This window comes from Limimaricola soesokkakensis (assembly GCF_900172345.1).
Taxonomy (GTDB): domain Bacteria; phylum Pseudomonadota; class Alphaproteobacteria; order Rhodobacterales; family Rhodobacteraceae; genus Limimaricola; species Limimaricola soesokkakensis.
The window spans coordinates 1-24,499 of sequence record NZ_FWFY01000015.1; the positions used below are offsets into that span (position 1 = coordinate 1).

The following is a 24,499-nucleotide window of genomic DNA, read 5'->3' on the forward strand; positions in this document are numbered from 1 at the left end:
AGCCCGGCCTCCTGTTCCTTCAGCATTCCAATGATCTGCTCTTCCGCGAAACGCGATCGCTTCATGTCCGTCTCCTGAGTTGGACGGACTCTACCCCAAACTGGAGGAGGAACAGGGTCTCAGGTCAACGCCAGTGCGGGCCTTCGGCACCTTCACGCAAGGCCTGCACGAACTGGCGACGTGGTTCCGGTCCTGCGAGGTGACGAGCGTCGCCATGGAGTCCGCCGGGGTCTACTGGATACCCGTCTTCGATATCCTCGAGCAGCATGGGTTCGAAGTCATCCTCGTGAACGCGCGCTATGCCAAGAACGTGCCGGACCGAAAGACCGATGTCAGCGACGCCGGCTGATTGCGGAAATTGCACTCCGACGGCCTCCTGCGCGGCAGCTTTCGGCCCGAGGCCGAGATCGCCACGCTGCGCTCCTATCTCCGGCAGCGGGAGCGGGAGCGGCCTGTCGAATACGCGGCCGCGCATATCCAGCACATGCAGAAGGCGCTCATGGAGATGAACCTCCAGCTCCATCACGTCGTCTCCGACATCACCGGCGTGACCGGCATGCGGATCATGCGCGCGCTGGTAGCGGGGGAGCGCGACCCGGACATTCTGGCATCCCACCGAGATGTGCGGTGCCATGCCTCCTCCGAGACGATCCGGGCCGCGCTGGTCGGCAACGACTGCGCGGAGCACATCTTCGCGCTGGCGCAGTCTCTGGATCTCTACGACGCGTATCGGGCGAAGATCGCGGACTGCGATGTGAGGCTGGAACAGGCGGTGAGCGCCCTCACAATCCGGTCCGGGAGCACGACACCACTGCCCAAGCCGCGCTTCCGCCAGAAGCCGGCAGGGGCGCCGGCGTTCGATGTGCGAGCCGCGCTGCACGGCGTGCTCGGACTGGACCTGACGCAGATCCACGGCATCGGGCCAAGCCTCGCCCTGAAGCTGGTGGCGGAGTGCGGCACCGACCTGACGGCCTGGCCGAGCGCCAAGCATTTCACCTCGTGGCTCTGCCTCGCGCCGGGCAACAAGATCTCCGGCGGCAAGCTGCTGTCTTCACGAACTCGGCGTTCCTCGAGCCGTGCGGCCGCGCTCCTGCGGTTGGCCGCGACGACCGTGGGGCGCAGCGACACCGCTCTCGGCGCATTCTATCGCCGCCTGTCATCCCGTGTCGGCAAGCAGAAGGCCGTAACCGCCAAGGCGCGCAAGATCGCTGCCCTGTTCCACAACACCCTCCGGTTCGGGATGGCCTACCGCGATCCCGGCGCGGCGGCCTATGACGAGCGTCACCGAAGCCGCGTCCTCACCAACCTTCAGCGCCGCACCAAGTCGCTCGGCTACCACTTAGCGCCCACGTGTGAGCCCGCCGGTGTTTCTTAGGAAGGCGACCGCGTTCTTCGCGCGGGATGCGACATGAAGTTCGCTTTCGTCGCCAAGCACCGGCATGTCTGGCCCGTGAGCTGGATCTGCGCCGCCTTGCAGGTCTCCCGCTCAGGCTTTCATGCCTGGCTGAACCGGCCCGCCGGTGCCCGGTCCATCTACGGCGAGAAGCTGAGCGAGGTCATGCGCCTGAGCTTTCAAGCCAGCGATCGGACCTACGGCGCCCGGCGCGTCTGGCGGGACGTGCTTGAGGAAGGGCTGCCCTGCGGCCTGCATCGGATCGAGCGCCTGATGAAGCGCAATGGCCTGCGAGCACGGCCCCGTCGACGCGGCTTGCCGAAGGACCAAGGGGCGCGCTCCGTCATCGCCGAGAACCTTCTCGACCGGGACTTCCGCGCGGACGGACCGAACCAGAAATGGCTGACCGACTTTACCTATGTCTGGACCGCCGAGGGCTGGCTCTACGTCGCCGCCGTCCTCGACCTGTTCTCGCGTCGCATTGTCGGCTGGTCGATGAAGGCGGAGCGCGATGCCTCGCTTGTCATGGATACGCTGATGATGGCCGTCTGGCGGCGCGGCAAGGCGGATGCTTTGCTGCATCATTCGGATCAAGGCAGCCAGTATACGAGCGACCAGTTCCAGAGGCTTCTAACCGATCACGGCATCACCTGCTCGAGGAGCCGGGCCGGCAATGTCTGGGACAATTCCGCGATGGAGAGCTTCTTCTCGTCGCTGAAGACCGAGCGCACAGCCCGCAAAGTCTATCGCACCAGGGATGCCGCGCGCAGCGACGTCCTCGATTACATCGAGCGCTTCTAGAACTCGACGCGCCGCCACTCGAAGCTGGGCTATATCAGCCTGATGGAGTTCGAGGCACGCGCAATGCTACCTCAACTTGTTATCCACGAGACCGCCAGCAGCCCAAGCATACCGACCCGCGTCTCATCCTATCGACGCAGGCTGCCTGACCGATGATCCGCAACAACCATCTCAGAATTTACACCAGCTTGACGGACAAGACCCTTTGTGTCCGTCTCCTGAGTTGGTCAGCCTCCGCTCATAAGCTGAAGAGAGATGGGGTCTTAAGTCACACAGTAGGACGCAATATCCGCAACAAGTGCATTCTTCGCTTCCATGTGCCACGTTTCTCACTATCCACTGAAAAACATCGCACATTGAGGGGCAACCATGAGCCGCGAGCCGCTGCCACCCTATTTCCGCATCGATCCCGACCCAGCGCTAGCCGAGCTTGGCGCGCCGACGGATACCCAGGGCTTCGCCGCCATCGCTCAAGCCTGCGCCCGGGGGCGCAGCGATCTCGCTTCGCGTGGGCTGCGCGAGGACGGGGCGCGCCGCTTGCGTCCCTTCTCGACATGGGAAATCACCCGCTACCTGATCCCCGTGGCACCTGCGCATTTCCGGCGTGTGCTCAAGGCTAACCCCGAACTACCGCAGGGCCGCTCGGAGACCGAGGGTGGGGCCAAATGGTTCACGCTCGATGAGGTGCTACGGCTGCGGGCGCATTTCGGGGCCGAAGGGTCGAAGGCGAAGCCCTACCTGCCCTACCGGCCCGAGGGCCTGCCTGCGAAGATGGTCGCGGTGGCCAACTTCAAGGGCGGAGTGGGCAAGACCTCGACTGCGGCGCATCTGGCAATGTCGGCGGCGCTCGACGGCTACAAGGTGCTGGTGCTCGACCTTGACAGCCAAGGCTCGATGACCTCGATCTTCGGCGGCCAGGTTGCCGATGAATGGCAGAGCGTCTACCCGCTGATCGCGCGCCACTACGCCGAGCATCTCGAGGCTGAGAACGCACATCGTTCGTCGCGCGGCGAAGCGCCCCACTCGCTCGACGACACGCTGACCGAAGCCATGGGTATCAAGGCTGGCGACCTCGTGCAGTCCACCCACTGGCCCAACATCGACCTGATCGGCGCGCAGCTGAACCTCTACTGGGCCGAGTTCCAGATCCCGGTCTGGCGCATGGCAGGGCGCGGCTGGAAGCTGTGGGACGCGCTGAGCGAGGTGTTGGAGCGCGACGGGCTGCTGGATGCCTACGACCTCGTCTTTATCGACACGCCCCCGGCGCTTGGCTACCTGACCATCAACGGGCTGGCGGCGGCCGACATCCTGCTGGTGCCGATGGGCGCGTCCTTCCTCGAATTCGACTCCACCGGCCGCTTCTTCGACATGCTGCACACCACCTTCGCGTCGATCGAAGAGGGCGAGAACGTCGCCGCACGCGCCTTGGGGCGCGACGAGACCGCCTTCCAGTGGGACGCGGTACGCACCGTCATCACCCGCTACGACGGTGGCCAGCAAAGCGAGCTGGCGGCGCTGATGCAGGCCTATCTGGGCCGCACCATGAGCCCGCACCGGCAGGACTTCACGGCGCTGATCGGCCAGGCGGGCGAGCAGGTTCAGGGCATCTACGAGGCCGATTACCGAGACTTCAATCGCGAGACCTATGCCCGCGGCCGCGAGACCTTCGACGAGACCTACGCCGCCTTCAAGAAGCTGCTGCTGGGCGTCTGGCGCCGTGAGGAGCTGGAGGCGCAAGGCGCGCAGGCGGCGCAGTGACGCCGCCCTGCCCCGCCACATGTTTCGCGCGCGAAACGGTCAACAGTGCTGACTGTTTCGCGCGCGAAACACCGGCCGACCTCTTCACCCCAACGAAACTCGACGCCCGCATCCTGACGCGATTCCAGCAAGGAGCCTGAGCATGGCCAAGCGCAAGCGCCTCTCCCCGCCCCGTCTCGACATTGCGCCCGAGGCCGCGCCGGAGACGAAATCCGCCTTTCCAAGCTATCCGCTCGGCGTCGCTCCGACCCGAAACATGCCGATCGCCTCGGTGGCGCGGGAGGCCGCGGGCAGCGCCGCGCTCGACGAGATGGGGCGCACGCTGAGCGAGGCCCGCGAGGAAGGACGGTTGATCCAGTGGCTGCCGCTCGAGGAGATTGACGAAAGCTATCTCGTGCGCGACCGGATCGAGACCTGCGAGGAGGAGATGCAGGCGCTGATCGACAGCCTGCGCGACCGCGGCCAGCAGACCGCGATCGAGGTGGCCGATCTGGGCGAGGGCGCAAAACCCCGCTGGGGGCTGATCTCGGGCTGGAGGCGGCTGACGGCGCTGCGCCGGATCGCGACAGAGGAAGGCACGCCGGGTCGAGTGCTGGCGATCCCGCGTTCGCCGCGAAACGCCGCCGAGGCCTATCGGGCCATGGTCGAGGAGAACGAGATCCGGGTCGGCCTGAGCCATTACGAGCGCGCCCGCATCGTGGCCCGCGCCGCCGATGCCGGTGTCTATGTTGATGATATGGAGGCGCTGCGGGCCCTGTTCGGCGCCGCGACCCGTTCGCGCCGCTCCAAGATCGGCAGCTTCGTGCGGATCGTGCGCGCGCTCGATGCGGAGCTGCGCTTTCCGACGCAGATCGGCGAGCGCGCCGGGCTGGCGCTGGTGCGCGCACTCGACGACGATCCCGAACTGATCGAGCGGCTGCGCGCGCGGCTAGCGGCGGCGGCACCCGCGGAGGCGGAGGCCGAAGCCGCGCTGCTGGCCGAGGCGATTGCCGAGACTATTGCCAAAGCCGAGGTGCCAGCGCCCATCGATACGCCTGCCCCTGCCCCGGCGCGGCGCAGCTTGCCGCGCGCGACAGCGGTCGAGCTGCGGCCCGGCCTGAGCTGCCGAGAGACCTCTGCAGGGCTTTTGCTGTCGGGCGAACTTCTCGAACAGGACGGTATGCGCGACCGCATCCTTGCACTGCTGCGCGAGGGTATCAGTCTCTAACAAGGGACAAGGTGACGTTTCGCGCGCGAAACGGTCAGCAATGGTGACCATCTCGCAATAGCCCTTGGCACTGTCCGAAGCCACAAAAAGGTCATGACGCCTGACCGTTTCGCGCGCGAAACACTTGACTGCGGAACGAAGCTGCGCGGCCCCTACTCCTCCTCGTCAGAGCCCATGTTCTCTTGGTGCCGCGCGATCGCCGCTTCGACATCCTCGAAATAGATGAGCTTGCCGTTCTCGAGCACCACCCCCGCCTGACACAGCTTGCGGACCTGGCCCATGGAGTGCGTCACCACCACCGCGCCCGCGTGCTTCATCCGCTCGAGAAAGACCAGTCGGCTCTTACGCTTGAAATCGGCGTCGCCGACGCTGGTCACCTCATCGACCAGATAGGTATCAAAAGGGATGCCGATCGAAACTCCGAAGGCCAGCCGTGACATCATCCCCGAGGAATAAGTGCGTACCGGTGAATAGAAATGTGGGCCAAGCTCGGCGAAATCCTCGACGAACCCCAGAAGCTCCTCGGTGTCGACACCGTAGATGCGCGCCACGAAACGCGTATTCTGCGCACCGGTCATGTCTCGGTGGAAGCTACCGCGAAACCCGACCGGCCAGGACACGGTGCCAGACTTGACGATGCGACCGCTGCTGGGTTGGATCGTGCCGCCGATCATCCCCATCAGCGTCGACTTGCCCGCGCCGTTGCGCGCCAGCAGCGCCACTGACACGCCGGAGGGAAAGGTGACCGAGGCGTCGTCGATCACCACCTTGCGCCCCCAGCGGGTGTGGAAGCTCTTGCTCAGGTTCTCCAGCCGGATCACCGCGACGGGCCTCAGTTCCGGTCGCGAAGGGAGTAGTAGACAAGGCTGCCGATCGCCCAGGCGAGGAAGCCGAACAGGGCCACGATGCCGATCAGCATCTCGCGCTGCGGGAATTGCGAGCGCTCTGCCAGCGTCGGGCGGATATAGGTGGCGAGATAGCGGCTCTGACGCTCGGCCTCGGCCTGCGCCGCGTCATAGGCGGCGAGCGCCGCGGTATAGGCGGTCTCGGCGAATTCGCGCTCGACGCTGAGCCGCTCGAACTCGGAGATGGTCGTGGCGTAGTTCTCACCGGCAGGCCCCTGCCCGTCCGCGCCGAACTTCTCGCGCTCCTGCGCGATGCGGGCCCGGATCACCTCGATCCGACGCTGCGCCTGCGTAGCGCGCGGATCGCCCTCGCCGACGCTGTCGCCCAGAAGATCGAGATCGATCAACGCCGCCGCGAGCTGCGCCTGAAGCGTATTCAGGAGGCCCATCTGGCCCTGGATATCGGCCGAGGGGTCGACGATTTGGTTGGCGACACGAAACGCGGTCAGCGCCTCTCGCGCCTCTTTCAGCCGCTCCTGCGCCTGTTCAAGATCGGCACGGGCGTAGCGGGTCGCGTCCTCGCGCGCCACTGCCGATAGCTCGTTCACCGTCTCGCTGCTCTCAAGATAAATCTCCTGCGCGATGGCCTGTGCCTCCTGCGGATCGAAGGCCAGCACCCGCATCTCGATCAGACCGGAGCCGCTGTCATAGGAGATCCGCAGCATCCGCTCCCAGTAATCGACCAGATCCTCGATCGTGCCATCAGGGTCGAAGGAAAGCAGCGGGTCGACCTCGTGGTGCCGCGAATAGAGTTCGCGGAGGTCGAGCTTGTCATCGATCTGGCGGACAATCTCCTGGCTGCGAATGTATTCGTAGAGGATCTCGGCGTCGTTGTTGGCGCCGCCGCCCAGTGTCGAGCCCAAGCCCCCCAAAAGGTCCGAAGCGCTGGAAACGTCTTCGCTGCGTACCGTGAAGCCCAGCGTCGACGCGTATTGATCGACGGCACGAGTATAAAGATACCAACTCGCCGCGCCGACCGGGGCCAGCACCATCAGCCCGAAGGACAGGACAAGACCCCAATGCCGCTTGCGCACCTTGGCGGGGCGGGCGAGGGGACGCACCACAACGGGTTCGGCATCAGCTTCGGCGCGGGCTTTCTCAGCCTCGCGACGGGCCTGACGCGCTTCGCGGCGCAACTCGCGCTTGGTCTTGGGGCCGCCGGGCTGATGCGCGGTACCATCGTTCCCGTCGAGCGCCGGGTTCCCACGCAGGGAGGGAACGGCCCGCAGGCGCTTGCGCCCGCGCGGACCCATCTTCTCGCCTTCGGAAGCATCCGGGGCGGCATCGGGGACATTGGTCGATCGGATCCGGGGAGGGGCCATACCGGCTTAACCTTATGATCTGGCTGCGGGGCAACCTAGCCTTTTGCCGCAGATTGTTCCAGTGAGACGGCAGCATGCACCGCCTCGTTGCGCCCCGAGCGTCCACGCAGCCCGTCGCGCAGCCCAGCCCGCAGCATGCGTCGGTAGAGGCCGCGCTCGGCAGCCGGGTAACGCCGCGACCGGCGGGTCCAGGCCAGCACGTAGAACCCTACCGCGAAGGGCCACAGCACCGGGCCAGTGGCGAGGCGGCAGACCTCGATATTGTTGCGTGCGAGGTAATAGATCTTCCAGATTGGACGCAGCGCCATGTCGGTGCCGAGGCTGCCGCAGGCATGCTCAAAACGCACATTAGGGTCGAGCAGCAGCCCCATGTCGGCGCGGCGCAGTCGCAGCGAGTAGCTTACGTCGTCGCCATAGATGAACATGCCGCCATCGGGCAGGCCGACCCGCTCCAGCGCCGCGCGCGACAAAAAGAAGCCCACGAAGCTCGCCACGTCGACGGGCTGCGGGGCGGTGCCGCAGATCTCCGCATCGGTGAGGTGAAACGCATGTGTCCCGCCACGCAGCGTTGCCCAGAGCACCCTGCGGTCCCAGAACGGGTTGCGGGTAGGACGGTTCATCTCGCAGACCGCTCCGTCGGGCAGGAACACCGCCGCCGCCACCGCGCCGGTGTTCACGGGGAGAGAGGGTAGCGTCTCCCCGCGAAACGCCGAGATGGCGCCGGGGGCAGGGCGAGCGTCGTCGTCCATCAGCACGGTCCAGTCCGGGTCGAACCGGGCGCTGGCCTCGCGCAGTCCCATCTCGAAGCCGCCGGCACCACCGATATTGCTCTCGGGGCGCAGCACCACGAGCCGCGGATCGTCCTGTCCCCCGAGCCAGTCCGAGGTTCCATCGGTCGAGCCGTTCTCGACCACGATCACGTGGTCGAGCGGCTCGGCCAGAAGTCGCAACAGGGTCTCTTTCAGAGCGTCGAGCCTGTTATATGTGACGACGACCGCCGCGATACGTGTCATGGGATCAGCTCGGATCGACCACGAAGGCGGGCATCGGCCGTGCTTCGGCGCGCACCGCGAGGAAGGTCTCCGCGGCGATCATCGCCTCGCGGATCGTCACGTCCATGTCGAGATAGCGATAGGTGCCCAGACGGCCCACGAAGGTCACGCCGGTCTCGGTCTGGGCGCGCTCAACGTAATCCGAGAGCAGCGCTTTCTCCTCGACGAGGCGGATCGGATAGTAGGGGATGTCGTCGGGCCCGCAGGCACGCGAGGTTTCGCGGTAGAGCACCGACCCCTCGTGCTCTTCCCAAGGGCTGAAATGCTTGTGCTCGGTGATCCGGGTCTGCGGCACGTCGGCATCGCCGTAATTCATCACCGCGCAGCCCTGCCAATCGCCCATGGCGCGAAACTGTTCGAAATCGAGCGTGCGGTAGCCGAGCCGGCCCAGATCGTAGCCGTAGAAGCCATCGAGCGGGCCGGACCAGAACACGTGATCCCACTGATCCGCTTGTGCAGGGTCGAAACGCGTCTCGAGCTGCACGGTGATGCCCGGGTGGTCGAGGATCCGCTCGACCATCGCGGTGTAGCCCTCCTCGGGCATGCCCTGAAAGCGATGGAAGAAGTAGTTGTCATCGTAGTTGAAGCGCACCGGAAGCCGCTTGAGAATCGAGGCAGGCAGCTCGGTCGGCGAGCAGCCCCACTGCTTCTCGGTATAGCCCTTGAAGAAGGCCTCGTAGAGATCGCGCCCGACGAAGGCCAAGGCCTGCTCCTCGAAGCTCTGCGGATCGGTGATGGTCTTGTCGGCCTGTTCGGCGATGAAGGCGCGAGCCTCGTCGGGGCGCATCGTCTTGCCGTAGAACTGGTTGATCGTGTGCAGATTGATCGGCAGCGAGAAGACCTGCCCCTGCGTGGTCGATTTCACGCGGTTCTTGTAGGGCAGGAAATTGGCGAAGCGATTGACGTAGTCCCAGACGCCCTCGTCATCGGTGTGGAAGATGTGCGGCCCGTAGACATGCACCATCACACCGGTCTCGGCGTCGCGGGCGGTGTGGCAGTTGCCGGCGACATGCGACCGCGCGTCTATCACGGTGACATCGTGCCCGGCCTCGGCCAGCCTGCGCCCGATCACGGCGCCCGAAAGCCCCGCGCCCACCATCAAAACCCTGTCGCCCATGCGTCTCGTTCTCCTAACCGGCCCGAAGGCGCTTTAACGGGAAAAGCGCCGCGCGACTAGGAGCCAGATCGCGGCCCCGCCTTGCATTATGCGGTTTTCGGCCGGTTCGAGGGGCGAATATGTTAACCTTCCCTAGGGAAAGGCAATCCTCGTCAATCTCGTATTTGCGTATCCAGTTTTCTTGGAAGGACCGGCCATGACTGACGTCCTCGTTTTCGCAGCCGACAACGGCACCTTGGGGCAGGAGCCATATATAGTGGATTCCAACGGCAGCGGCGTCAGCCTGCTCGCCGATATCAACCCGGCAGGGGGCAGCAGCTTCACCGAGCCCGGGGCGATCCTGAGCAGCCTCTTCGTGTTCGGCGCCAGCGACGGCAGCTCTGGCGAAGAGCTGTGGATCACCGACGGCACCACCGCCGGCACCACGCGGCTCAGCGATATCGTCTTCGGGCCGGGTTCGTCCTTTCCGCATGATTTCTTTGCCGTGAACGGACAGGTCTTCTTCAGCGCCTTCACCCCGACGGCCGGGGAAGAGCTTTGGGTCACGAACGGCACCACCGTCGGCACCATGCAGGTGCGCGACATCTTTCCCGGGGCCACCGGTTCGTTCCTCGACGAGGCGATCGCCTTTGACGGGGCGCTCCTGTTCACCGCCGATGACGGGGTGACCGGATACAAGCTGTTCCGCTCTGTCGGCACCGAGTTGGGCACCACCATCGTCAAGGATTTCGCACCGAACCTGTTCAGCGGCGAAATCGAGCTCGACCCCGATGCCCAGCTGGACGGGTTCAGCTTCTTCGCGGCCACCACCACGGCTGAGGGCGAGGAGCTGTGGAAGACCGACGGCACCACCGCTGGCACTACGCTGGTGCGCGATATTTTCCCCGGAAATGGCAACTCATTTCCCGACAACATGACCCTGTTCAAGGGACGGATCTATTTCGATGCCGAGGACGGCACCAATGGTGAGGAGCTGTGGTCCTCCGACGGCAGTTTCGGCGGCACCCAAATCCTCAAGGACATCAATTTCGGAGCCGGCAGCAGCTCTCCGGACGATCTGACCGTGCTGAGCGACCTAATGATCTTCAACGCCAATGACGGTACCAACGGGTCTGAGCTGTGGGCCACCAACGGCACCGGGGCCGGCACCTCCATGGTTGTCGACATCAACCCCGGCGGCTCGAGCTCCCCGTTCGGATTCACCCCTGTGGGGGATGGCAGCCGGGCGGTCTTTTCCGCCAACAACGGCAGCCTGGGAGACGAGCTGTGGATCACCGACGGCACCGCGATCGGCACCATGCTGCTCAAGGACATCAACCCCGGCGCGGGCAGCTCGAACATCAACGACCTGATCGCCGTGGGCGGACTAGCCTATTTCACGGCCAATGACGGCACCAGCGGCCAAGAGCTATGGGTCAGCGACGGCACGGCCGCGGGCACCAAGCTGGTCGAGGACATCCGGCCCGGCGCCACGGACGCGAACATCAACATCCTCGGCGTCATGGACATCAACGCGGCGCCGACCGGCCTCGCGCTCTCGAACGCGCAGGTGAGCGAGAACGCCGGGGCGGGCACGGTGGTGGGCACGCTCTCGGCCACCGACCCCGATAGCGACGCGCTTGGCTTTGCGCTGAGCGACAGCGCAGGCGGGCGTTTTGCAATCTCGGGCAACAACCTCGTGGTGGCCGGCGCGATCGATTTCGAGGCCACCGAGGAGCTGGAGGTCACCGTGGTGGTCAGCGACCCCGACGGCGCCACCCAGACAGAGAGCTTCACCATCGACGTGCTCGACCTGCCCGACGCGACCCCGGGTCCGGATCGGCTCTCTGGCGGGCTGGGCAACGACCAGATCAACGGGCTGGCGGGCAATGACCGGATCTTTGGCCGGCAAGGCAATGATGAGCTGATCGGAAGCGACGGGCGCGACCGGCTGTTCGGCAATGCCGGGGCGGACGAGTTGCTCGGAGGAAGGGGCAACGACATCCTGCGCGGCGGCGGCGGCGGCGACGATCTCCATGGGGAGAACGGTCGCGACACCATCCGTGGTGGCAGGGGCAACGACATGATCGATGGTGGAAACGGGCGCGACACGATGACCGGCAATGGCGGTCGCGACACCTTCGTGATCGAGGGCCGGCTCCAAGGCGATCACATCACCGACTTCCAACGCAACCGCGACACCATCGACCTGTCCTCGGAGGGGGTCAATTTCAGGGACATCGAGGCAGTGGCACGCGGCGACAACACGCTGTTGCGGATCGACGGGGTCGGGCGGCTCTTCCTTGACGGCTTCAACCCCGGCCAAGTGAACCAAGACATGTTCGACTTCTGAACCCAGAAATGTTGCCTGCCCATCTCAGATGGGCAGGAACCTGCCATTTGTATAGAAAACAGGGGGCCTTTAGCGGGAGATGAACTATCCAAGGACGGAATTTCCATTTCGTCCCAAGGTTACAGATGCCGACATATCGCTCTCCCGCCTTCCTTCTGTCCTTCAACGAGCAGCTCATCGGGACGGGCGAACTCAAGCTCAGCTTGCCGACAAGCAGCTTTGCCTACGAGCTGAGCGGGTCTTGGCTTGGGCCATTTCCCGAGGTTCTGGTTCCAGCGGACGTGACGCTCACCGCGATCTCCTTCGAGGGTGAATCGCTGGCGCACTACGCCGATATGGGCACATGGGCCTATCTTGGCGATATCAGCTGGGGTGCCGGGCGCGAGACGCGGATCCTGCTTCTGGAGCTGGGCTACGAGACCGCGGGCGAAGGTGTGGACATCATGGTCCCGATCAGCGGCGACGTGATGCCCGATCTCGGTCGTGGCGGTATCGACCTGCTCGACGAGTTGTTGTGGGTCACGGACTACAACTTCGACGGCACGATCCAGAAGGGCCCACTGGCCGTTGGGCGGAAGATCGACGCCGCCGATCTCTTCGTCGACGCGACGCGGGGCCGGGTGCGGCAGGGCGATGACGGAGCCGACAAGCTGGTTGGCAATCGTCGTGACGACCTGCTGGTCGGCCAAGACGGCAATGACCTGCTCAAAGGCAAGGGCGGTGCCGACACGATTCTGGCAGGCGATGGCAATGACCGTCTCTTGGGCGGCAAGGGCAACGACGTACTGTCGGGCTGGGCCGGGCGCGATGTCCTGTCGGGGCAGGGGGGTGACGACCTGATCTTCGGCGGCAATGGACGCGACCGGATAATGGGTCAGAACGGCAATGACGAGATCTGGGCCGAAGGCGGCAACGACCGGCTTATCGGCGGCCGTGGCGACGACCATCTCAATGGTGGTGGCGGGTCCGATGACTTCGTCTTCGGCAAGAAGCATGGGGACGACACGATCTTCGATTTCGACACGGCAGAGGACCGGCTCGTGCTCGACGACAAGCTCTGGCGCGCCACGCTCGACGCCGAAGCGGTGGTCGAACGGTTTGCCGAGACCACCAAGGCCGGCACGCTTTTCGATTTCGGGCACAAAGGCTCGGTCCTGCTCGAGGATGTGTCGATGGACAGCTTGGCTGACCGGACGGCCTTGATCGAAGCGATCGAGATCGCCTGAGGCGTCTTCAGAGAAACTCGATCTGGTCGATCAAGCTGGCGGGGCGCGCCACATCTTCGACCCTGAGGCTGTCGCCCCCGCCGAAATCGAACAGCGTGTCAGCACCCTGTTTCTCCGCGAAACGCGTGACCACCTGGCTCGGCGAGAGATCGCCGTGCCATAGACCCGCATCGAGCATGATCCGGTCACGATCCTGCAAATCGATGATCCGATCTCGACCCGTCTCGAACACGAAGCGATCCGACCCGCCACCGCCGCTCAGCCGATCTGCCCCGGTACCACCGCGCAGCTCATCCGCCCCCTTGCCGCCGAACAGCTGATCCGTACCGCGCCCACCGATCAATGCGTCATCGCCAGCGCCACCGGCGAGGTGGTCGTTACCGGCTCCTCCTACGAGCCGGTCCGCATCTGCCCCGCCGCCAAGTGCGTCGTGCCCTGCGCCACCCGACAGACGGTCCGCGCCGCCTTTCCCTTTGAGCTGATCTGCACCGGCTCCACCGAACAACCTGTCGGCACCGGAACCGCCGTGGAGCCGGTCGGCACCGCCCTGTCCCTTGAGTAGGTCCGCGCCGGAGCCGCCCAGCAGCCTGTCAGGACCTTCGCCCCCCAGCAGCCGATCATCACCGCCACGGCCCAAGAGCCTATCGGCTCCGCTACCACCCCAAAGACGGTCGTCGCCGTCTTTCCCATCGAGCCGATCATCCCCCGCGCCGCCGCGCAGGCGATCCGTGCCGGCCCCGTCATCCGGCTCGGACGGAGCGGTTTCTTCCCGTTTCGCTTCCGCTTCGGCCTTGGCACGGGCCCTTTCAGCCTCGGTCACGCTGCGCGGCGGCGTCAGTGGTATCTCAGGGGCGGGCCCAGCCTCGCCCGCCATCGCTACCAGCGGCAGATGCGTGCCGCCGATCAGCTCCGCCGTGGTCAACAGTGCCGGATCCGGGGCTTGACCGTTTGCACCCTGCAGCAGCAGCGTTTCGCTGCCGTAGCCGAGCCGCAGCACCGCGCCCTCGACCCGCATCTCCAGCTGCGAAACGTCTCGCAGCATCGGCCAGGCCGAGAGGTCGAGCCTATCCTGTCCCTGCTCGAAATCGGCGATCCTGTCGGTCCGGCCATCGGCATCGAGCACGAAGAGATCAGCGCCTGCCCCGCCCCAGAGCCTGTCGCTGCCGCCGCCGTCGCGCAAAATGTCGTCTCCCGCGCCGCCGGAGAGCGCCTCATCGCCAGCGCTCCCCAGTTGCAGGGTCCCGCCGCGCAGGTCCAGCCGCAGACGTGTCACACCGGGCTCGCTGGCAGAGACGGCGAAGATGTCGATGCCGTCGCCTGCGCCCCGTACCGCGAGTGCCGAGATATCGGCGAGACCCGACGCGACACCATCGGCCAGATGCGCCAGCACCACGAGGCGCCCACCCGACAGCAGCTCATGCACCGAAACGCCATCATCCGCGCCGCCCGACACCACGAAGCCGCGCCCGCGATGGCTGAGGGTGGCGAGCGCCGTAACGCCGTCGAAACGGCTGTCGCGATCATCGATCAGGTGATCGGTAACGGCGAGGCTACCATCTGCGCCAATCCGCATCACGCTGAGCGAGCCGCTGCCAGCGGCACCGAGAACGAGATAGCGTTCCTGACCCAGGATCAGGCTCTCCATCGCGGTGGGGGCAGAGATCCACAGCCCCGCCTCGATACCGATCTCGGACCGGGTTGTGAGCGTCCCGTCGCGCCCGATCGAAAAGCTGGTGAGCACGGGAGCGGAGCCGTCGGTGGCGGCAAAAAGAAGGCTACGGCTGCCAATCTTGACCGAGGCTAGCGCCGTGATGGTTTCCAGATGGGTCGCCGAATTGTCTAAGGCGATGCCAGAGGACAAGGCTACACCGCCATCGGAGAGGCGGAGATGGGCGAGGCCGGGGCGACCGGACAACCCGCCATAGAGCATCTCTCCGCCCCCCGGCAGCGACACCATCTCCACATCCACCGGTGCCGAGAGACCCCATGTCGAAGCAGCCAGCGCCCGACCTGTACCGATTTCCCCGCTGTCCGATATCACATGCAGCCGTGCTGCGCCGGGACCGGTGGCGAGCAGCGCCGGACCCGAAGCGAGATCGAGCAGCGCCAGATCGGAAGCGGCTCCGGCCTGGTTCGCGCTTTCCATTTCGAGCCTGTGATGGGCATCGATACCGCGCCCCGCAACATCCCAGCTTTGAATCCGACCGCCGTCAGCGGTGATGGAATGGAGCAATTCGCTTTTCGGATCCGCCATGAGCGCGGTGATGCGCGGCACCGCTGCATCCCCAGCGCTGCGGCCGCGCGCCGTGAACTCCAGATTGGCCATTTCGCCTCCACCCCCAGAAGGTCGAAGACAACTGTGTCTTCTTCTCCCGCCAGCGAGCAGGTCGGAACAAGGCAGGGCAGGGGCTCTTGCGCAGCTTTAGGCTCGAATGCGCCGCAACTTCTTCAGCCCTTGGACGACCGCTTCACTCCTGCTGCGAAACCTGAGAAGAGCAGGCCCTATCGGACATGCATCCGCCAATGCCGATACAACGGGCTGCCAGAGAAAGGGATGTCTCATGAGGATCGCAGTTGCAGGGCTTGGCTATGTCGGCCTGTCAAACGCGGCGCTGCTGGCACGCCATCACCCGGTGATCGCCGTGGACATCTCGGAATGGCGCGTTCGGATGGTCAACGAGCGCGAGGCGCCGATCGTCGATGCCGAACTGGAGCGCTGTTTTGCCGAGGACAGGCTAGACCTCAGCGCCACTGTGGATGCCAGCGAGGCCTATGCCCAAGCCGACTGGGTGATCGTCGCGACGCCGACCAATTATGATCCTGTAACCAACGCCTTCGACACTTCCTCGGTCGAAGCAGTGATCGCGCAGGTTCTAGCCGCCTCGAGCAGCGCGGTGATCGTCGTGAAATCAACGATACCGGTGGGCTTCGTGCGCGAGATGCGCGCGCGCTTCGCCACCGACCGGATCATCTTTTCGCCCGAGTTCCTGCGCGAGGGAAAGGCGCTGCACGACAACCTGCACCCCTCGCGCATCGTCGTCGGCGAACGTTCCGACCGCGGCCGCGCTTTTGCCGACCTGCTGGCGGAAGCGGCACTGAAGCCGGAAGTGCCGGTGTTGCTCACCGACCCGGACGAGGCCGAGGCGATCAAGCTCTTCGCCAACACCTACCTCGCAATGCGCGTGGCCTATTTCAACGAGCTCGACAGCTATGCGATGAGCCGCGGCATGGACAGCCGTCAGATCATTGCGGGGGTGGGACATGACCCGCGCATCGGCGCGCATTACAACAACCCCTCCTTCGGCTATGGCGGCTACTGCCTGCCCAAGGACACCAAGCAGCTGCTGGCGAACTACAGCGACGTGCCGCAGAGCCTGATCCGCGCCATCGTCGACGCCAACGCTACCCGCAAGGACTTCCTCGCCGACCAAATCCTCGCACGCCGCCCGGCGCGGGTCGGGGTCTACCGGCTGGTGATGAAGTCAGGCTCCGACAATTTCCGCGACAGCTCGATCCAAGGCATCATGAAACGGATTAAGGCCAAGGGCATCCCGGTGACGCTCTACGAGCCCGAACTGGCCGCCGACAGCTTCTTCAACTCGCCGGTCGAACGCGACCTCGAGCGGTTCAAGCGCGACTGCGACCTGATCCTCGCCAACCGCCGCGCGCCCGAACTCGACGACGTAGCCCAAAAAATCTTCACGCGGGATCTGTTCGGGAACGACTGAGCGGGGCCTCAGGCGGGCCCGGCATCGACGGCACGGGCAAGTTCGTGCCGAAGGGCGCCTACGATCCGGACGCGTTCCCGGACCGCGATCTCCGTATCGTTGAACAGTTCGGCCAGGCGCCTCTGGGCCGCAGCATAAGCGGTCCAGTCCGCACCCTTCTGGAGGGTGGCCATGATACGGGCCTTGCCGGTCTGTTCATCCGCACCCCATAGATCCATCCAGGAAGCTTCTGGAAGTTCGAGACGATGAATGCCGTGGCCCGGGCCGCCCATGTAGATGGGGAGCGCGCCGCATGCGAAAGCGTCGAAGATCTTTTCCGAGATATAGAGAGGCTGTCGTGTGTTCTCGACTGCGGAGAGCAGTCGGGCATGGCCATCGAGCCGCGTCATCTTGTCGAGATGCCAGTCCTCCAGCGCGAAGCGGGTGTCGCCCCCCTGCCAGCTCGCACCGAGCCGTTCTGCGTTTTCGCAGGCCAGTGCCAGCCGGGTACGCCAAGCACAAAGACCCAGGATGCCCCCTTCCGGGATATCGATGTCGTGAAACCTCTCCTCGCGGCGCTCGGCCATGAACACGAGGTCGGCGGGCCGGTCCCCCCAAGCGGCCGCCCAATCCATGGCATCGATGCGGGCATTGCGGGCGAAGTGCTCGCGATAGGCACGCAGAAAACGTGGATCGGTCAGCAGGTAATAGGGAATCCGCTCGAAATCGAAGATCCCGGAGCGGTGGTGGTTAACTTGGTGCAGCCGCATCTCGCCCATCACGGAAGCGGGCAAGGTTATCCTGTCCGCCAAGGGGTCGGGGCTAAACAAGGTGTCCCAGAAAGGTTCCTCGGACAGCAGCATGGCGGGTACGCCGCGCGCCACCGCTTCGGCGACGTCGGGGGCGAGCGCCAGCGCATCTAGTGGATGGGCGATGGCCAAGAGGTCGGCCTGCTCCGGCGTGTAGTCGAGCTGGATCTGGCCTTCCCAAAGCGGCGCCAAGGCATCGTAGGCGAGCGGCATCCGGTGGGCATGCGCGCCGCCGCGCCAGACCCGTAGCATGGCGCGCCCGGCAAGGGCGGGCGTGGCCGGCGCCGTCGAGGGGAGCGGCAGATTGGCCGAGGAGAGGACGGGCGCCATGACGGCACGCGCTCCGGGCGTTGCTCCGGCACAGAAGGCTGGCAGATGCGAGAGGACCCAATCATAGGCTTCCGGCCCCTCGGCGGAAAGGGCTGCGAGCGCTTGGGCCAGCCCCGCTCCGGGGGAGGGCAGGGGAGCAGCCGGAAGGTCGAGGACGCGGTGACGGGTTGCCTGAGATAAGAGGTGATGCAGCAGCCCCGGCATGCCTGTCCGCCCATCGGCGCGCGGCCGCGCCCCTTCGATCAGCGCCCGGGAAAAAGCCAGCGGGAACGGCGCCGCGACTTCTTCTTCCGAAAGGCCCACAGTAGCCGATGTCACGAGGTCTGGCGGAGAAACCTCCGACATTACCCGGCGCAGGGGCAGGAGCGCATTGGGTTCGACCCGGGCCTCCTGTGACAACAGCAGCACGCATTCCGGCAGCGCGTCTGGTCCGGAAAACTCTGGCAGGCCGATCTCGATCAGGCTCTCCCAAGCCAAAGGTGCCTGAAGGGACACCGCGTGCAACCGCACGCCCGCAGGAAACTCTCCCATCTCCACGAGCAGTCTTACGCGCCGCGCCGGATCGCGGTCACGCGACCTCAAGGGCCCCGCGCAAGCAAAGACGAGCATGTCGCCAGCCTGAGTGACATGGCGCAGGTCCTGAAGCAGCGGCTCAAGTTCGGCGACCTCGCCGGTCACCGGGACCAGCAGGCACAGCGGTGCGCTCATGGCGTATCCCTCTCCGGCAAGGACAGCGCCGCGCGGCTCGAAATCCGCCGGGCAAGATCCGGGTCGGCTGCGAGGATCTCGTCGAGCCATGGCTCGGCCTGTCTTGCCAGAAAGCCGCGCTCTGCTTCGTCAAAGGCATCTAGATGGGCAGGGTCGAGACGTCCTCGGATCCAGTCCCCCAGACCCAGAACGAAGGCAAGAAGGGAACGGCTCCATTCCTCTCCCGCGGCGTGGGCTGTCCGGGCCACCGGGTCGAGCACATCGAACACCTGCAGCCGTTCGGCCCCCTTGCGATTGTGCAACTGATTGCTGCCGGCGCTGATCTCATGAAACGCGCAGATCCGGTCAGAGACCAGCATCCGGTCTGCTGCGATCAGGGACAGCCAGTGCAGCGGTATGTCCTGATGAACCGTGCTCTCGGCGCAGCCGATGCCATGAGCGCGCAGGAAGCCCGTGCGGAAGATCTTGTTCCAGGGGTAATTCGCGATCTTCGCCAGAATTGGACGGGCGTCCCGGGGTACGTCGCACAGAACTTCGCTTCCCAGGCCCGCCATGGTCCAGAACCGCTCGTCCCAGTCCGGCTGTCCCCAGCCGCCGGCCCGCGCGACGCGGCTGTCGGCGTATTTGAACAGGCACAGATCGAAACCTTCGCTCTCGCCGAGATCTGCCAGAAGGCTGTCGAGTTCCGCCTCGCAGAGCCGGTCGTCGGCATCGAAGAAAAGGACGTAATCCGTCTCTACGACGCTCAATCCCCGGTTCCGGGCCACGCCCCCGCCACGCGAGACGTCGTTCCGGAGGAGGGTGACGTCTGACAGATCGAGAAGATCGGCCATTGGCGGCTCGGAGCCATCATCTACCACTACGACCCGGGCGAAACGCCCGCGGCGGGCCTGAGAAAGGAGCCGTGACAACCCCTCGGCATCATTCTTGACCGGGATCACTAGAGTCGGAGAAAGGGGAGGAGGCGCCGGAGGCGCCTCAGGCTCGGAAAAAAATGGCGGGGGCCGCAGCAGCGACCTCGCCAACCTGCGCAGACCCGGGATCATGGGGCGAAGATCCGCAGGTCGTGCAGCGAGACTTCCAGATGCTCGGTCGGCGGAAAGAACAGCACCAACTCCCGCCATGGCGCGGTGGCAGGGATGTCGGGCATGCGATCGGGAGAGATCATGTCGAGATGATCGGCCTCGCCGGGCTGGGCGAGGAGATGCCTCTGGAAGAACTGGTCGCTGAAACCGCCGTCCTCCCTGCCGGATCGCAATGCCATGCGGATCGCGGCAGGTCGCGGGGCGGCAAGCCGCGCCACAACGCCGAGAAACGGCACATTCTCAAGGGCCAGCGGCCCGAGTTCGAGATGCAGTCCAAGCCAGCGGCCAGGGCGTTCGGGCCGTGCCTGCAACGAGACCAGACGCCCACGCGGGCTGTGCCAGACGCCTTCGAAACCGGCCTCGGGATCGAGCCTGAAACGCAGGCCAGGCACCAGCGGCTCCTCGCTCAACGGAACCGCGCGGGGCCGGTACAAGCCGCGCAGTTCGTTCAGCCGTTCGGTCGCCGAGGCTAGTTCAAGGTCCGTTGCAGACATCGTTCAGGGCAGGTGGCGCCGCAGCGGGGAGAGCTTGCGGCGCAGACCCTCCGGCAGGTGACGGGCAAGCCGGATCGCCGAGTTCTCCACAACCGGGCGGGCAGCCCGGTTCCTAGCTTGGTCTGACTTGGTTCCCTTGCCCTTCTTTGCAACCTTTCCCTTGGACTTGGAGCCCTGCAGCGCCTCGGGGCGCATGCCCCTTATCATTGCCTCGGGGTTGCTCTTGATCATGCGGGCGAGCATCTTGGCCTGGCCTTGGAGCAGGCGAAGCGCGGCGGCGTCGAAATAGTCCTCCGGCGCGATCGGCTGCGCCACATCCACGGCCCGCTCCGGCGCGGCCTTCAGGGCCAGGGACAGAGGCCCCGAAGTCGCGTCGAGACCGAAGAACTCCCGATCGACGATCGCCGCGTCGTCGCGGTAGGTCTCCACGACGCGATGGGCGAGATCGACATGCAGCCTAGGCTTTTGGGCGTTCTCGGGGCGGGGCAAGGCCGACAGGAGGATCGCAAGGTTCCAGCCGAAGGTCTTGCGCGCATTGCGTGCCTTCGGGCCCGATCCCGCAGCTTCGTGCAGAACACCGTGAATTTTGCGCAATGCTGCCAGATCAGACAGCGTCAGGCTTTCATTGGCCTGCGGCACAGGGTCGAAGTCGTAGTCCTGACCCTCGAATACGAAATCGAGAAAGTCGGAAACCACATCCCCATCACGTAGCATGGATCGCACCATGGGCCGTACGGTGTGGGCCTCTCCGAAGGTTTCCCGCCATTTCCGCAACCGCGGTGCGAAGTGTAGGAAACCTTGGTCGGCGAAGCGTTCGAACAAGCTATCCATGCTGCCGATGTGCCAGCCCTGCTTGGTCCGCTCGGCGTAGCCAGAAACCAGCCGATCAGCATGTGGCCGAACATAGGAGATGAAGCGCATCTTCCCCTGCCAAGGAGACAAATGGCGCTCGATCATCTCCTCAAGTTTGCGAGGATCGACAAACTCGAAGGTTTCGGCGGAAACGATCGCGGTATCGGCCCGGCTCTTCTTAAGCTTCTGGGCGAGCTCGGCGAACCGCTTGTCGGCGTATTTGGCCTCTTGGGTCCGGTTCAATGTGGAGGCGAGCGGGATGTGGTTGGCCTGAGCCGGATAGATTACGCTCCGATTGGGCGACCGTACCTTGCCAGCGGCCAAGGTGCGCTGGATCGACGTGGTTCCCGTCTTGCAGTCGCCCAGATGAAATACGATTTCGCCTACCATTCGATCCTGCCTCGGTTATCGATTGCCGACCCTCATACGCGGTCGTCCAATTCGGGAAAAGCCCAGTCCTTCTAGTGGGACCTATTCATGCCAGATCCGGTCGATCTCTACCGCATCGACTTCGTTCGATAGCCCCCGTGCCAGAAGTCGGCCCCAGAGCGATACCGCCATGCGGGTTTCGGGGATCAGTTCCGTGTCGGGGTCGGGAACCGGGGTCTCCGCCGGGGCTTCAGCACTGGCCGCCTGCAGGGCGCGGACCATTGGGGCGGTCTCGAAGAAACCCGCGTCCAAGGATTCCGCATCTGCGGCGAAGACCTCCTCGATCCTCCGGGCAAGCAGTTGATCGAGCTCAAGGCGCGGATCGTCGGCGAGTTCGGGCGCTTGCGCCATGAGCCGTCCCAGTTCGCGCCCCAAGGTCCAGCGCGCCCGCTCGGCCGCCGAGTTTCGCGCCGTCTCGCCGATGGCTTGGTGGAAGGCCCGGGCCAGCGCCAGCGCCCTGAGCCCTGGCGCCCTGTTGACGTCTGGAGCGGCAAGAGGGCCGGGGTCGCGGCCGGTTGCGATCTGGGCGAAGTCGCGGCGGATATCGGCTCCTGGAAAACTAGTGCGGTCGTAGAGTCGCAGATCGAACGCTGACCCCCAGGCTGCGCGCCAGCGCCCGAAGCGCATCGCATATGCCATGCGGCTGCGGGTTTGCGGCCAGTCCAGATACTCCGAAGGCGTGCCAATGAAACTGCCGATCTTGACCGACTCCGTATAGCGCGACAGCAGCGCCTGGGGATGCGGCCGCACATAGGCCACGAGACCTATCCTGCCCGTCCAGCCAGGCAGATGCGCAGACACGGCCTGCAACAGCAAGTTCGGATCAGCGAACTCGAAATGCTCGGCCGAGACCACGGCCACAGGAGCCGGCGCATCCTGCAGGTGCCGGGCCAAGGCTACGAATTCGGCCTCTCTCCAAGCCCGATCACGCAGGCATTGCGCCAGCGGCACATGTGGGGCACCCGGCATCAGGGCCAGCCCATGGCCCGCCCCCTCTAGCGCGAGCCAGTCCTGTATCGCCGTAGATCCGGTCTTGAAGTCGCCCAGATGGAAGATCAGTCGCTCGGCGCCCAACTGGCCTACTCCGCCGCCGCCACGCTTTGCATCGACGACGTGGCGGGCGCGAAGCGCGCCTCCCAGAAGGGCCGGGCAGCCATCTCGGCGTAGCCCGCGCGATGCGCGTCGCGCAGTTCCGAATAGGCCCGGCGCCAGCGCAGCGCCAAGGCAGTGACGCGGCGCATGATGCGCATGAAGCGTGCCTTGTCGTGGCGTACCTCGTAGCCGCGGCGGCCCGTTCCGTCGTAGAACCGCGCCGCGCGCTGTCCCCAGACCGGCCAGATCAGGCCGCGCTGGCGCGCCGGGATCGCCGTCTCGCCGCCGAAGCGGGCCCAAAACGGGATTAGGTGGCCGTTCAGGGTGAACTTCATCATTTGGGTCTTGAGGATGCCCGGGCGGGCCGGCTCGCCCGGGCCCTGCGGCGGCACCTCGCGCCAAGCCTCGTCGCGCGCCAGCGCTGAGATCTGCGGCCGGCGCACCGACATGTCGGCGTTCTCGGCGAAGAAGTTGGGGCCGCGCATCACGTCCTCCCAGGCCTCGAGCTGCGCCTCGGCGCTATCGTAATGCATTCGCACCACCGAGCGCAGGATGAAGCGCATCGCCACCTTGATCGTGCCCATCGGCCCAATCTCGAGACCGGGATGCACGAGGTGCTGATGCAGGTGGTTACGCAGGTCGAGATAGAGGGTGAGCGGGCTTTCCTTAGCCGAGAAATCCTCCTGGAACGACACTACGCCGCTCAGCGTCACCGTATCGAACCCGTGCGCGAGGCTGAAGGAAATGTCGTCGCCGCGCACGAAGAAGGGGAAGGGAAAGGCGCGCGTCTCGGCGACGGGGAAGGCGAAGAACCACCAGCCGGCATAGAAGCCGGGCGGCTTGGGCCGCGCAGCGGCAAGCTCCATCTCGGCCACCTCCTCGGGCTCGCGCAAATCGGTGCCGACGAATTGCGGGCGGCAGACCTGATGGAAGACCGAGCCGTTTTCCCACATACGCCACTTACAAGCCTCGGATACCATGGCGCCTGAGACGGCGGCGCGGTCGGAGCGGGCGAGACGCAGGAAGGCGATGGTGCGGGTCAGGTTCTCCATCTGGAACGAGGCGTCGTCGTCCATGAACAGGCAATGGGAAAAGCCGCCATCCTGCGCCAGCGCCAGCCCGCGGGCGAAGCCGCCGGCGCCGCCGAGATTGGGGTTCTCGATCCGGCTCACATGCGGGTGCTCGGGGATCGAGGCGGTGCCGCCATTGTCGATCACGTGCAGATGCACCCGCGCGCCAAGGTTCTCTCCCTCTCGGTCGAGAAAGCTGGCCATGCGTGCGGCAGTCGCCGCGACCTCGGCCTCGCGCCGGAAAGTGGTGATGGCAACCGCGAGCGAGACGTCCCGCGCGGCTTGAGTGTCGGTGGCAAGGTAGGCGCCGCTGGTCAGCACTGCCTTCTCCTGCGCCACTAGCCGCAACTTCAGCAGGCCGTCCATCTCTGGCAGGCCGGTCCCGGGCATGCCACTGAGCGCTCGGGTTAGGTCGATCCAGATGCCGTCGGGCGCGAGCGTCACCAGCGTCTCGACCAGTATCTCGGCATCCCCTGCCACGCGTTCTCGCGTGACCTGTAGCGCCACCTGCCCTTCCCCCTCGAGCCGTAGCGCCAACCCCTCGAGATGGCAGGCCCGGGTCCAGATCCCGAGGTTGAACAACGTCATGTAGCCATCGAACTCGGCGGTACCGCCTTCGAGAAGGTGTATCCTCCCTGCCTCGAGATCGAGCGACACGCCGCTGTCACGATGCAGGTAAAGCTCGCTTTCGCCGCAGATCGCGGGATCGGGCAGCGTCAGGCTCTGCAACAGGATGGGGGCAGGGCGGTCCTGGTCGACGGAGGAGGGCATGCTGGGTGTCCGGCTGTCGGGGAAGGGCTGGGGAGGTGT

18 protein-coding genes and 1 pseudogene are annotated in these 24,499 nt (G+C 65.4%); 8 read left to right on the forward strand and 11 right to left on the reverse strand.

Translation table 11 applies throughout. The annotated features are described in order from the left end of the window. Window positions 1-79: 79 nt before the first annotated feature. From LOS8367_RS19335 to LOS8367_RS16920, 5 genes and pseudogenes are all read left to right on the forward strand, one after another. A complete protein-coding gene (locus LOS8367_RS19335; RefSeq protein WP_242665633.1) occupies window positions 80-349 on the forward strand; it encodes an IS110 family transposase in 270 nt (89 codons plus the stop codon). Between the two features lie 9 nt (window positions 350-358). After that, on the forward strand, window positions 359-1,375 hold the full coding sequence (locus tag LOS8367_RS16905) for a transposase (protein WP_242665634.1): 1,017 nt from the start codon (window positions 359-361) through the stop codon (window positions 1,373-1,375). Further along, a pseudogene (locus LOS8367_RS16910) lies at window positions 1,376-2,263 on the forward strand (IS3 family transposase); the annotation flags it as partial. 300 nt (window positions 2,264-2,563) lie between these two features. After that, on the forward strand, window positions 2,564-3,952 hold the full coding sequence (locus tag LOS8367_RS16915; protein ID WP_085897725.1) for an AAA family ATPase: 1,389 nt from the start codon (window positions 2,564-2,566) through the stop codon (window positions 3,950-3,952). A gap of 142 nt (window positions 3,953-4,094) precedes the next feature. Then, window positions 4,095-5,159 (forward strand): ParB/RepB/Spo0J family partition protein, encoded by a 1,065-nt coding sequence (locus LOS8367_RS16920; protein ID WP_085897726.1) that lies wholly within the window; start codon window positions 4,095-4,097, stop codon window positions 5,157-5,159. A 152-nt stretch (window positions 5,160-5,311) separates the two neighbouring features. Here LOS8367_RS16920 and LOS8367_RS16925 read toward each other — a convergent pair whose 3' ends face one another. The 4 genes from LOS8367_RS16925 to LOS8367_RS16940 are packed head-to-tail and all read right to left on the reverse strand — an operon-like array spanning window position 5,312 to window position 9,555. Continuing rightward, the gene (locus LOS8367_RS16925) at window positions 5,312-5,980 is read right to left on the reverse strand and encodes an ABC transporter ATP-binding protein (protein WP_085897727.1); all 669 of its coding nucleotides are present in this window, start codon (window positions 5,978-5,980) and stop codon (window positions 5,312-5,314) included. Between the two features lie 11 nt (window positions 5,981-5,991). After that, window positions 5,992-7,386, reverse strand: coding sequence for a KpsE/RkpR family capsule polysaccharide export protein (locus LOS8367_RS16930; RefSeq protein ID WP_085897728.1), 1,395 nt, complete (start codon window positions 7,384-7,386; stop codon window positions 5,992-5,994). 35 nt (window positions 7,387-7,421) lie between these two features. Beyond that, window positions 7,422-8,399 carry a glycosyltransferase gene (locus LOS8367_RS16935; RefSeq protein ID WP_085897729.1) on the reverse strand — a complete coding sequence of 326 codons (978 nt, stop codon included), beginning with the start codon at window positions 8,397-8,399 and terminating at the stop codon, window positions 7,422-7,424. A gap of 4 nt (window positions 8,400-8,403) precedes the next feature. Next, window positions 8,404-9,555: a UDP-galactopyranose/dTDP-fucopyranose mutase family protein gene (locus LOS8367_RS16940; protein WP_085897730.1), complete on the reverse strand. Its 1,152-nt coding sequence runs from the start codon at window positions 9,553-9,555 to the stop codon at window positions 8,404-8,406. A gap of 196 nt (window positions 9,556-9,751) precedes the next feature. Here LOS8367_RS16940 and LOS8367_RS16945 point away from each other — a divergent pair, with 196 nt between their 5' ends. Both LOS8367_RS16945 and LOS8367_RS16950 read left to right on the forward strand, forming a co-directional pair. After that, complete coding sequence (locus tag LOS8367_RS16945; RefSeq protein WP_085897731.1) at window positions 9,752-11,887, forward strand: ELWxxDGT repeat protein; 2,136 nt, start codon at window positions 9,752-9,754, stop codon at window positions 11,885-11,887. Window positions 11,888-12,012: 125 nt separating this feature from the next. Further along, window positions 12,013-13,113, forward strand: coding sequence for a calcium-binding protein (locus LOS8367_RS16950; RefSeq protein ID WP_085897732.1), 1,101 nt, complete (start codon window positions 12,013-12,015; stop codon window positions 13,111-13,113). A 7-nt stretch (window positions 13,114-13,120) separates the two neighbouring features. On the opposite strand, the gene LOS8367_RS16955 is transcribed toward LOS8367_RS16950, so the two are convergent. Next, entirely contained in the window at window positions 13,121-15,439 is a 2,319-nt protein-coding gene (locus tag LOS8367_RS16955; protein ID WP_085897733.1) for a calcium-binding protein, read from the reverse strand. 235 nt (window positions 15,440-15,674) lie between these two features. On the opposite strand from LOS8367_RS16955, the gene LOS8367_RS16960 reads away from it, so the two are divergent. Continuing rightward, window positions 15,675-16,841 carry a nucleotide sugar dehydrogenase gene (locus tag LOS8367_RS16960; protein ID WP_085897734.1) on the forward strand — a complete coding sequence of 389 codons (1,167 nt, stop codon included), beginning with the start codon at window positions 15,675-15,677 and terminating at the stop codon, window positions 16,839-16,841. An 8-nt stretch (window positions 16,842-16,849) separates the two neighbouring features. Here LOS8367_RS16960 and LOS8367_RS16965 read toward each other — a convergent pair whose 3' ends face one another. The 6 genes from LOS8367_RS16965 to LOS8367_RS16990 all read right to left on the reverse strand — a co-directional run bounded on the left by LOS8367_RS16965 (window position 16,850) and on the right by LOS8367_RS16990 (window position 24,460). After that, window positions 16,850-18,637 (reverse strand): hypothetical protein, encoded by a 1,788-nt coding sequence (locus LOS8367_RS16965; protein WP_133056366.1) that lies wholly within the window; start codon window positions 18,635-18,637, stop codon window positions 16,850-16,852. 26 nt (window positions 18,638-18,663) lie between these two features. Continuing rightward, window positions 18,664-19,791 (reverse strand): glycosyltransferase family 2 protein, encoded by a 1,128-nt coding sequence (locus tag LOS8367_RS16970; protein WP_085897736.1) that lies wholly within the window; start codon window positions 19,789-19,791, stop codon window positions 18,664-18,666. Further along, the gene (locus LOS8367_RS16975; protein WP_133056367.1) at window positions 19,710-20,144 is read right to left on the reverse strand and encodes a hypothetical protein; all 435 of its coding nucleotides are present in this window, start codon (window positions 20,142-20,144) and stop codon (window positions 19,710-19,712) included. Before LOS8367_RS16975 ends, LOS8367_RS16970 begins: the two co-directional genes overlap by 82 nt. Before the next feature lie 105 nt (window positions 20,145-20,249). Beyond that, the gene (locus LOS8367_RS16980; RefSeq protein WP_085897738.1) at window positions 20,250-21,488 is read right to left on the reverse strand and encodes a hypothetical protein; all 1,239 of its coding nucleotides are present in this window, start codon (window positions 21,486-21,488) and stop codon (window positions 20,250-20,252) included. 81 nt (window positions 21,489-21,569) lie between these two features. Then, a complete protein-coding gene (locus LOS8367_RS16985; RefSeq protein WP_133056368.1) occupies window positions 21,570-22,421 on the reverse strand; it encodes a hypothetical protein in 852 nt (283 codons plus the stop codon). Between the two features lie 185 nt (window positions 22,422-22,606). Next, entirely contained in the window at window positions 22,607-24,460 is a 1,854-nt protein-coding gene (locus LOS8367_RS16990) for a glycosyltransferase family protein (RefSeq protein WP_085897740.1), read from the reverse strand. Between the last annotated feature and the right edge of the window lie 39 nt (window positions 24,461-24,499).

Excerpts from the sequence above, each read along its gene's own strand:
- LOS8367_RS16950 (WP_085897732.1), top strand. The coding sequence starts at position 12,013 with ATGCCGACATATCGCTCTCCCGCCTTCCTTCTGTCCTTCAACGAGCAG.
- LOS8367_RS16930 (WP_085897728.1), bottom strand. The coding sequence starts at position 7,386 with ATGGCCCCTCCCCGGATCCGATCGACCAATGTCCCCGATGCCGCCCCG.
- LOS8367_RS16990 (WP_085897740.1), bottom strand. The coding sequence starts at position 24,460 with ATGCCCTCCTCCGTCGACCAGGACCGCCCTGCCCCCATCCTGTTGCAG.
- LOS8367_RS16915 (WP_085897725.1), top strand. The coding sequence starts at position 2,564 with ATGAGCCGCGAGCCGCTGCCACCCTATTTCCGCATCGATCCCGACCCA.
- LOS8367_RS16960 (WP_085897734.1), top strand. The coding sequence starts at position 15,675 with ATGAGGATCGCAGTTGCAGGGCTTGGCTATGTCGGCCTGTCAAACGCG.
- LOS8367_RS16945 (WP_085897731.1), top strand. The coding sequence starts at position 9,752 with ATGACTGACGTCCTCGTTTTCGCAGCCGACAACGGCACCTTGGGGCAG.
- LOS8367_RS16935 (WP_085897729.1), bottom strand. The coding sequence starts at position 8,399 with ATGACACGTATCGCGGCGGTCGTCGTCACATATAACAGGCTCGACGCT.
- LOS8367_RS16955 (WP_085897733.1), bottom strand. The coding sequence starts at position 15,439 with ATGGCCAATCTGGAGTTCACGGCGCGCGGCCGCAGCGCTGGGGATGCA.
- LOS8367_RS16970 (WP_085897736.1), bottom strand. The coding sequence starts at position 19,791 with ATGGCGGGAGTTGGTGCTGTTCTTTCCGCCGACCGAGCATCTGGAAGT.
- LOS8367_RS16940 (WP_085897730.1), bottom strand. The coding sequence starts at position 9,555 with ATGGGCGACAGGGTTTTGATGGTGGGCGCGGGGCTTTCGGGCGCCGTG.
- LOS8367_RS16920 (WP_085897726.1), top strand. The coding sequence starts at position 4,095 with ATGGCCAAGCGCAAGCGCCTCTCCCCGCCCCGTCTCGACATTGCGCCC.
- LOS8367_RS16980 (WP_085897738.1), bottom strand. The coding sequence starts at position 21,488 with ATGGTAGGCGAAATCGTATTTCATCTGGGCGACTGCAAGACGGGAACC.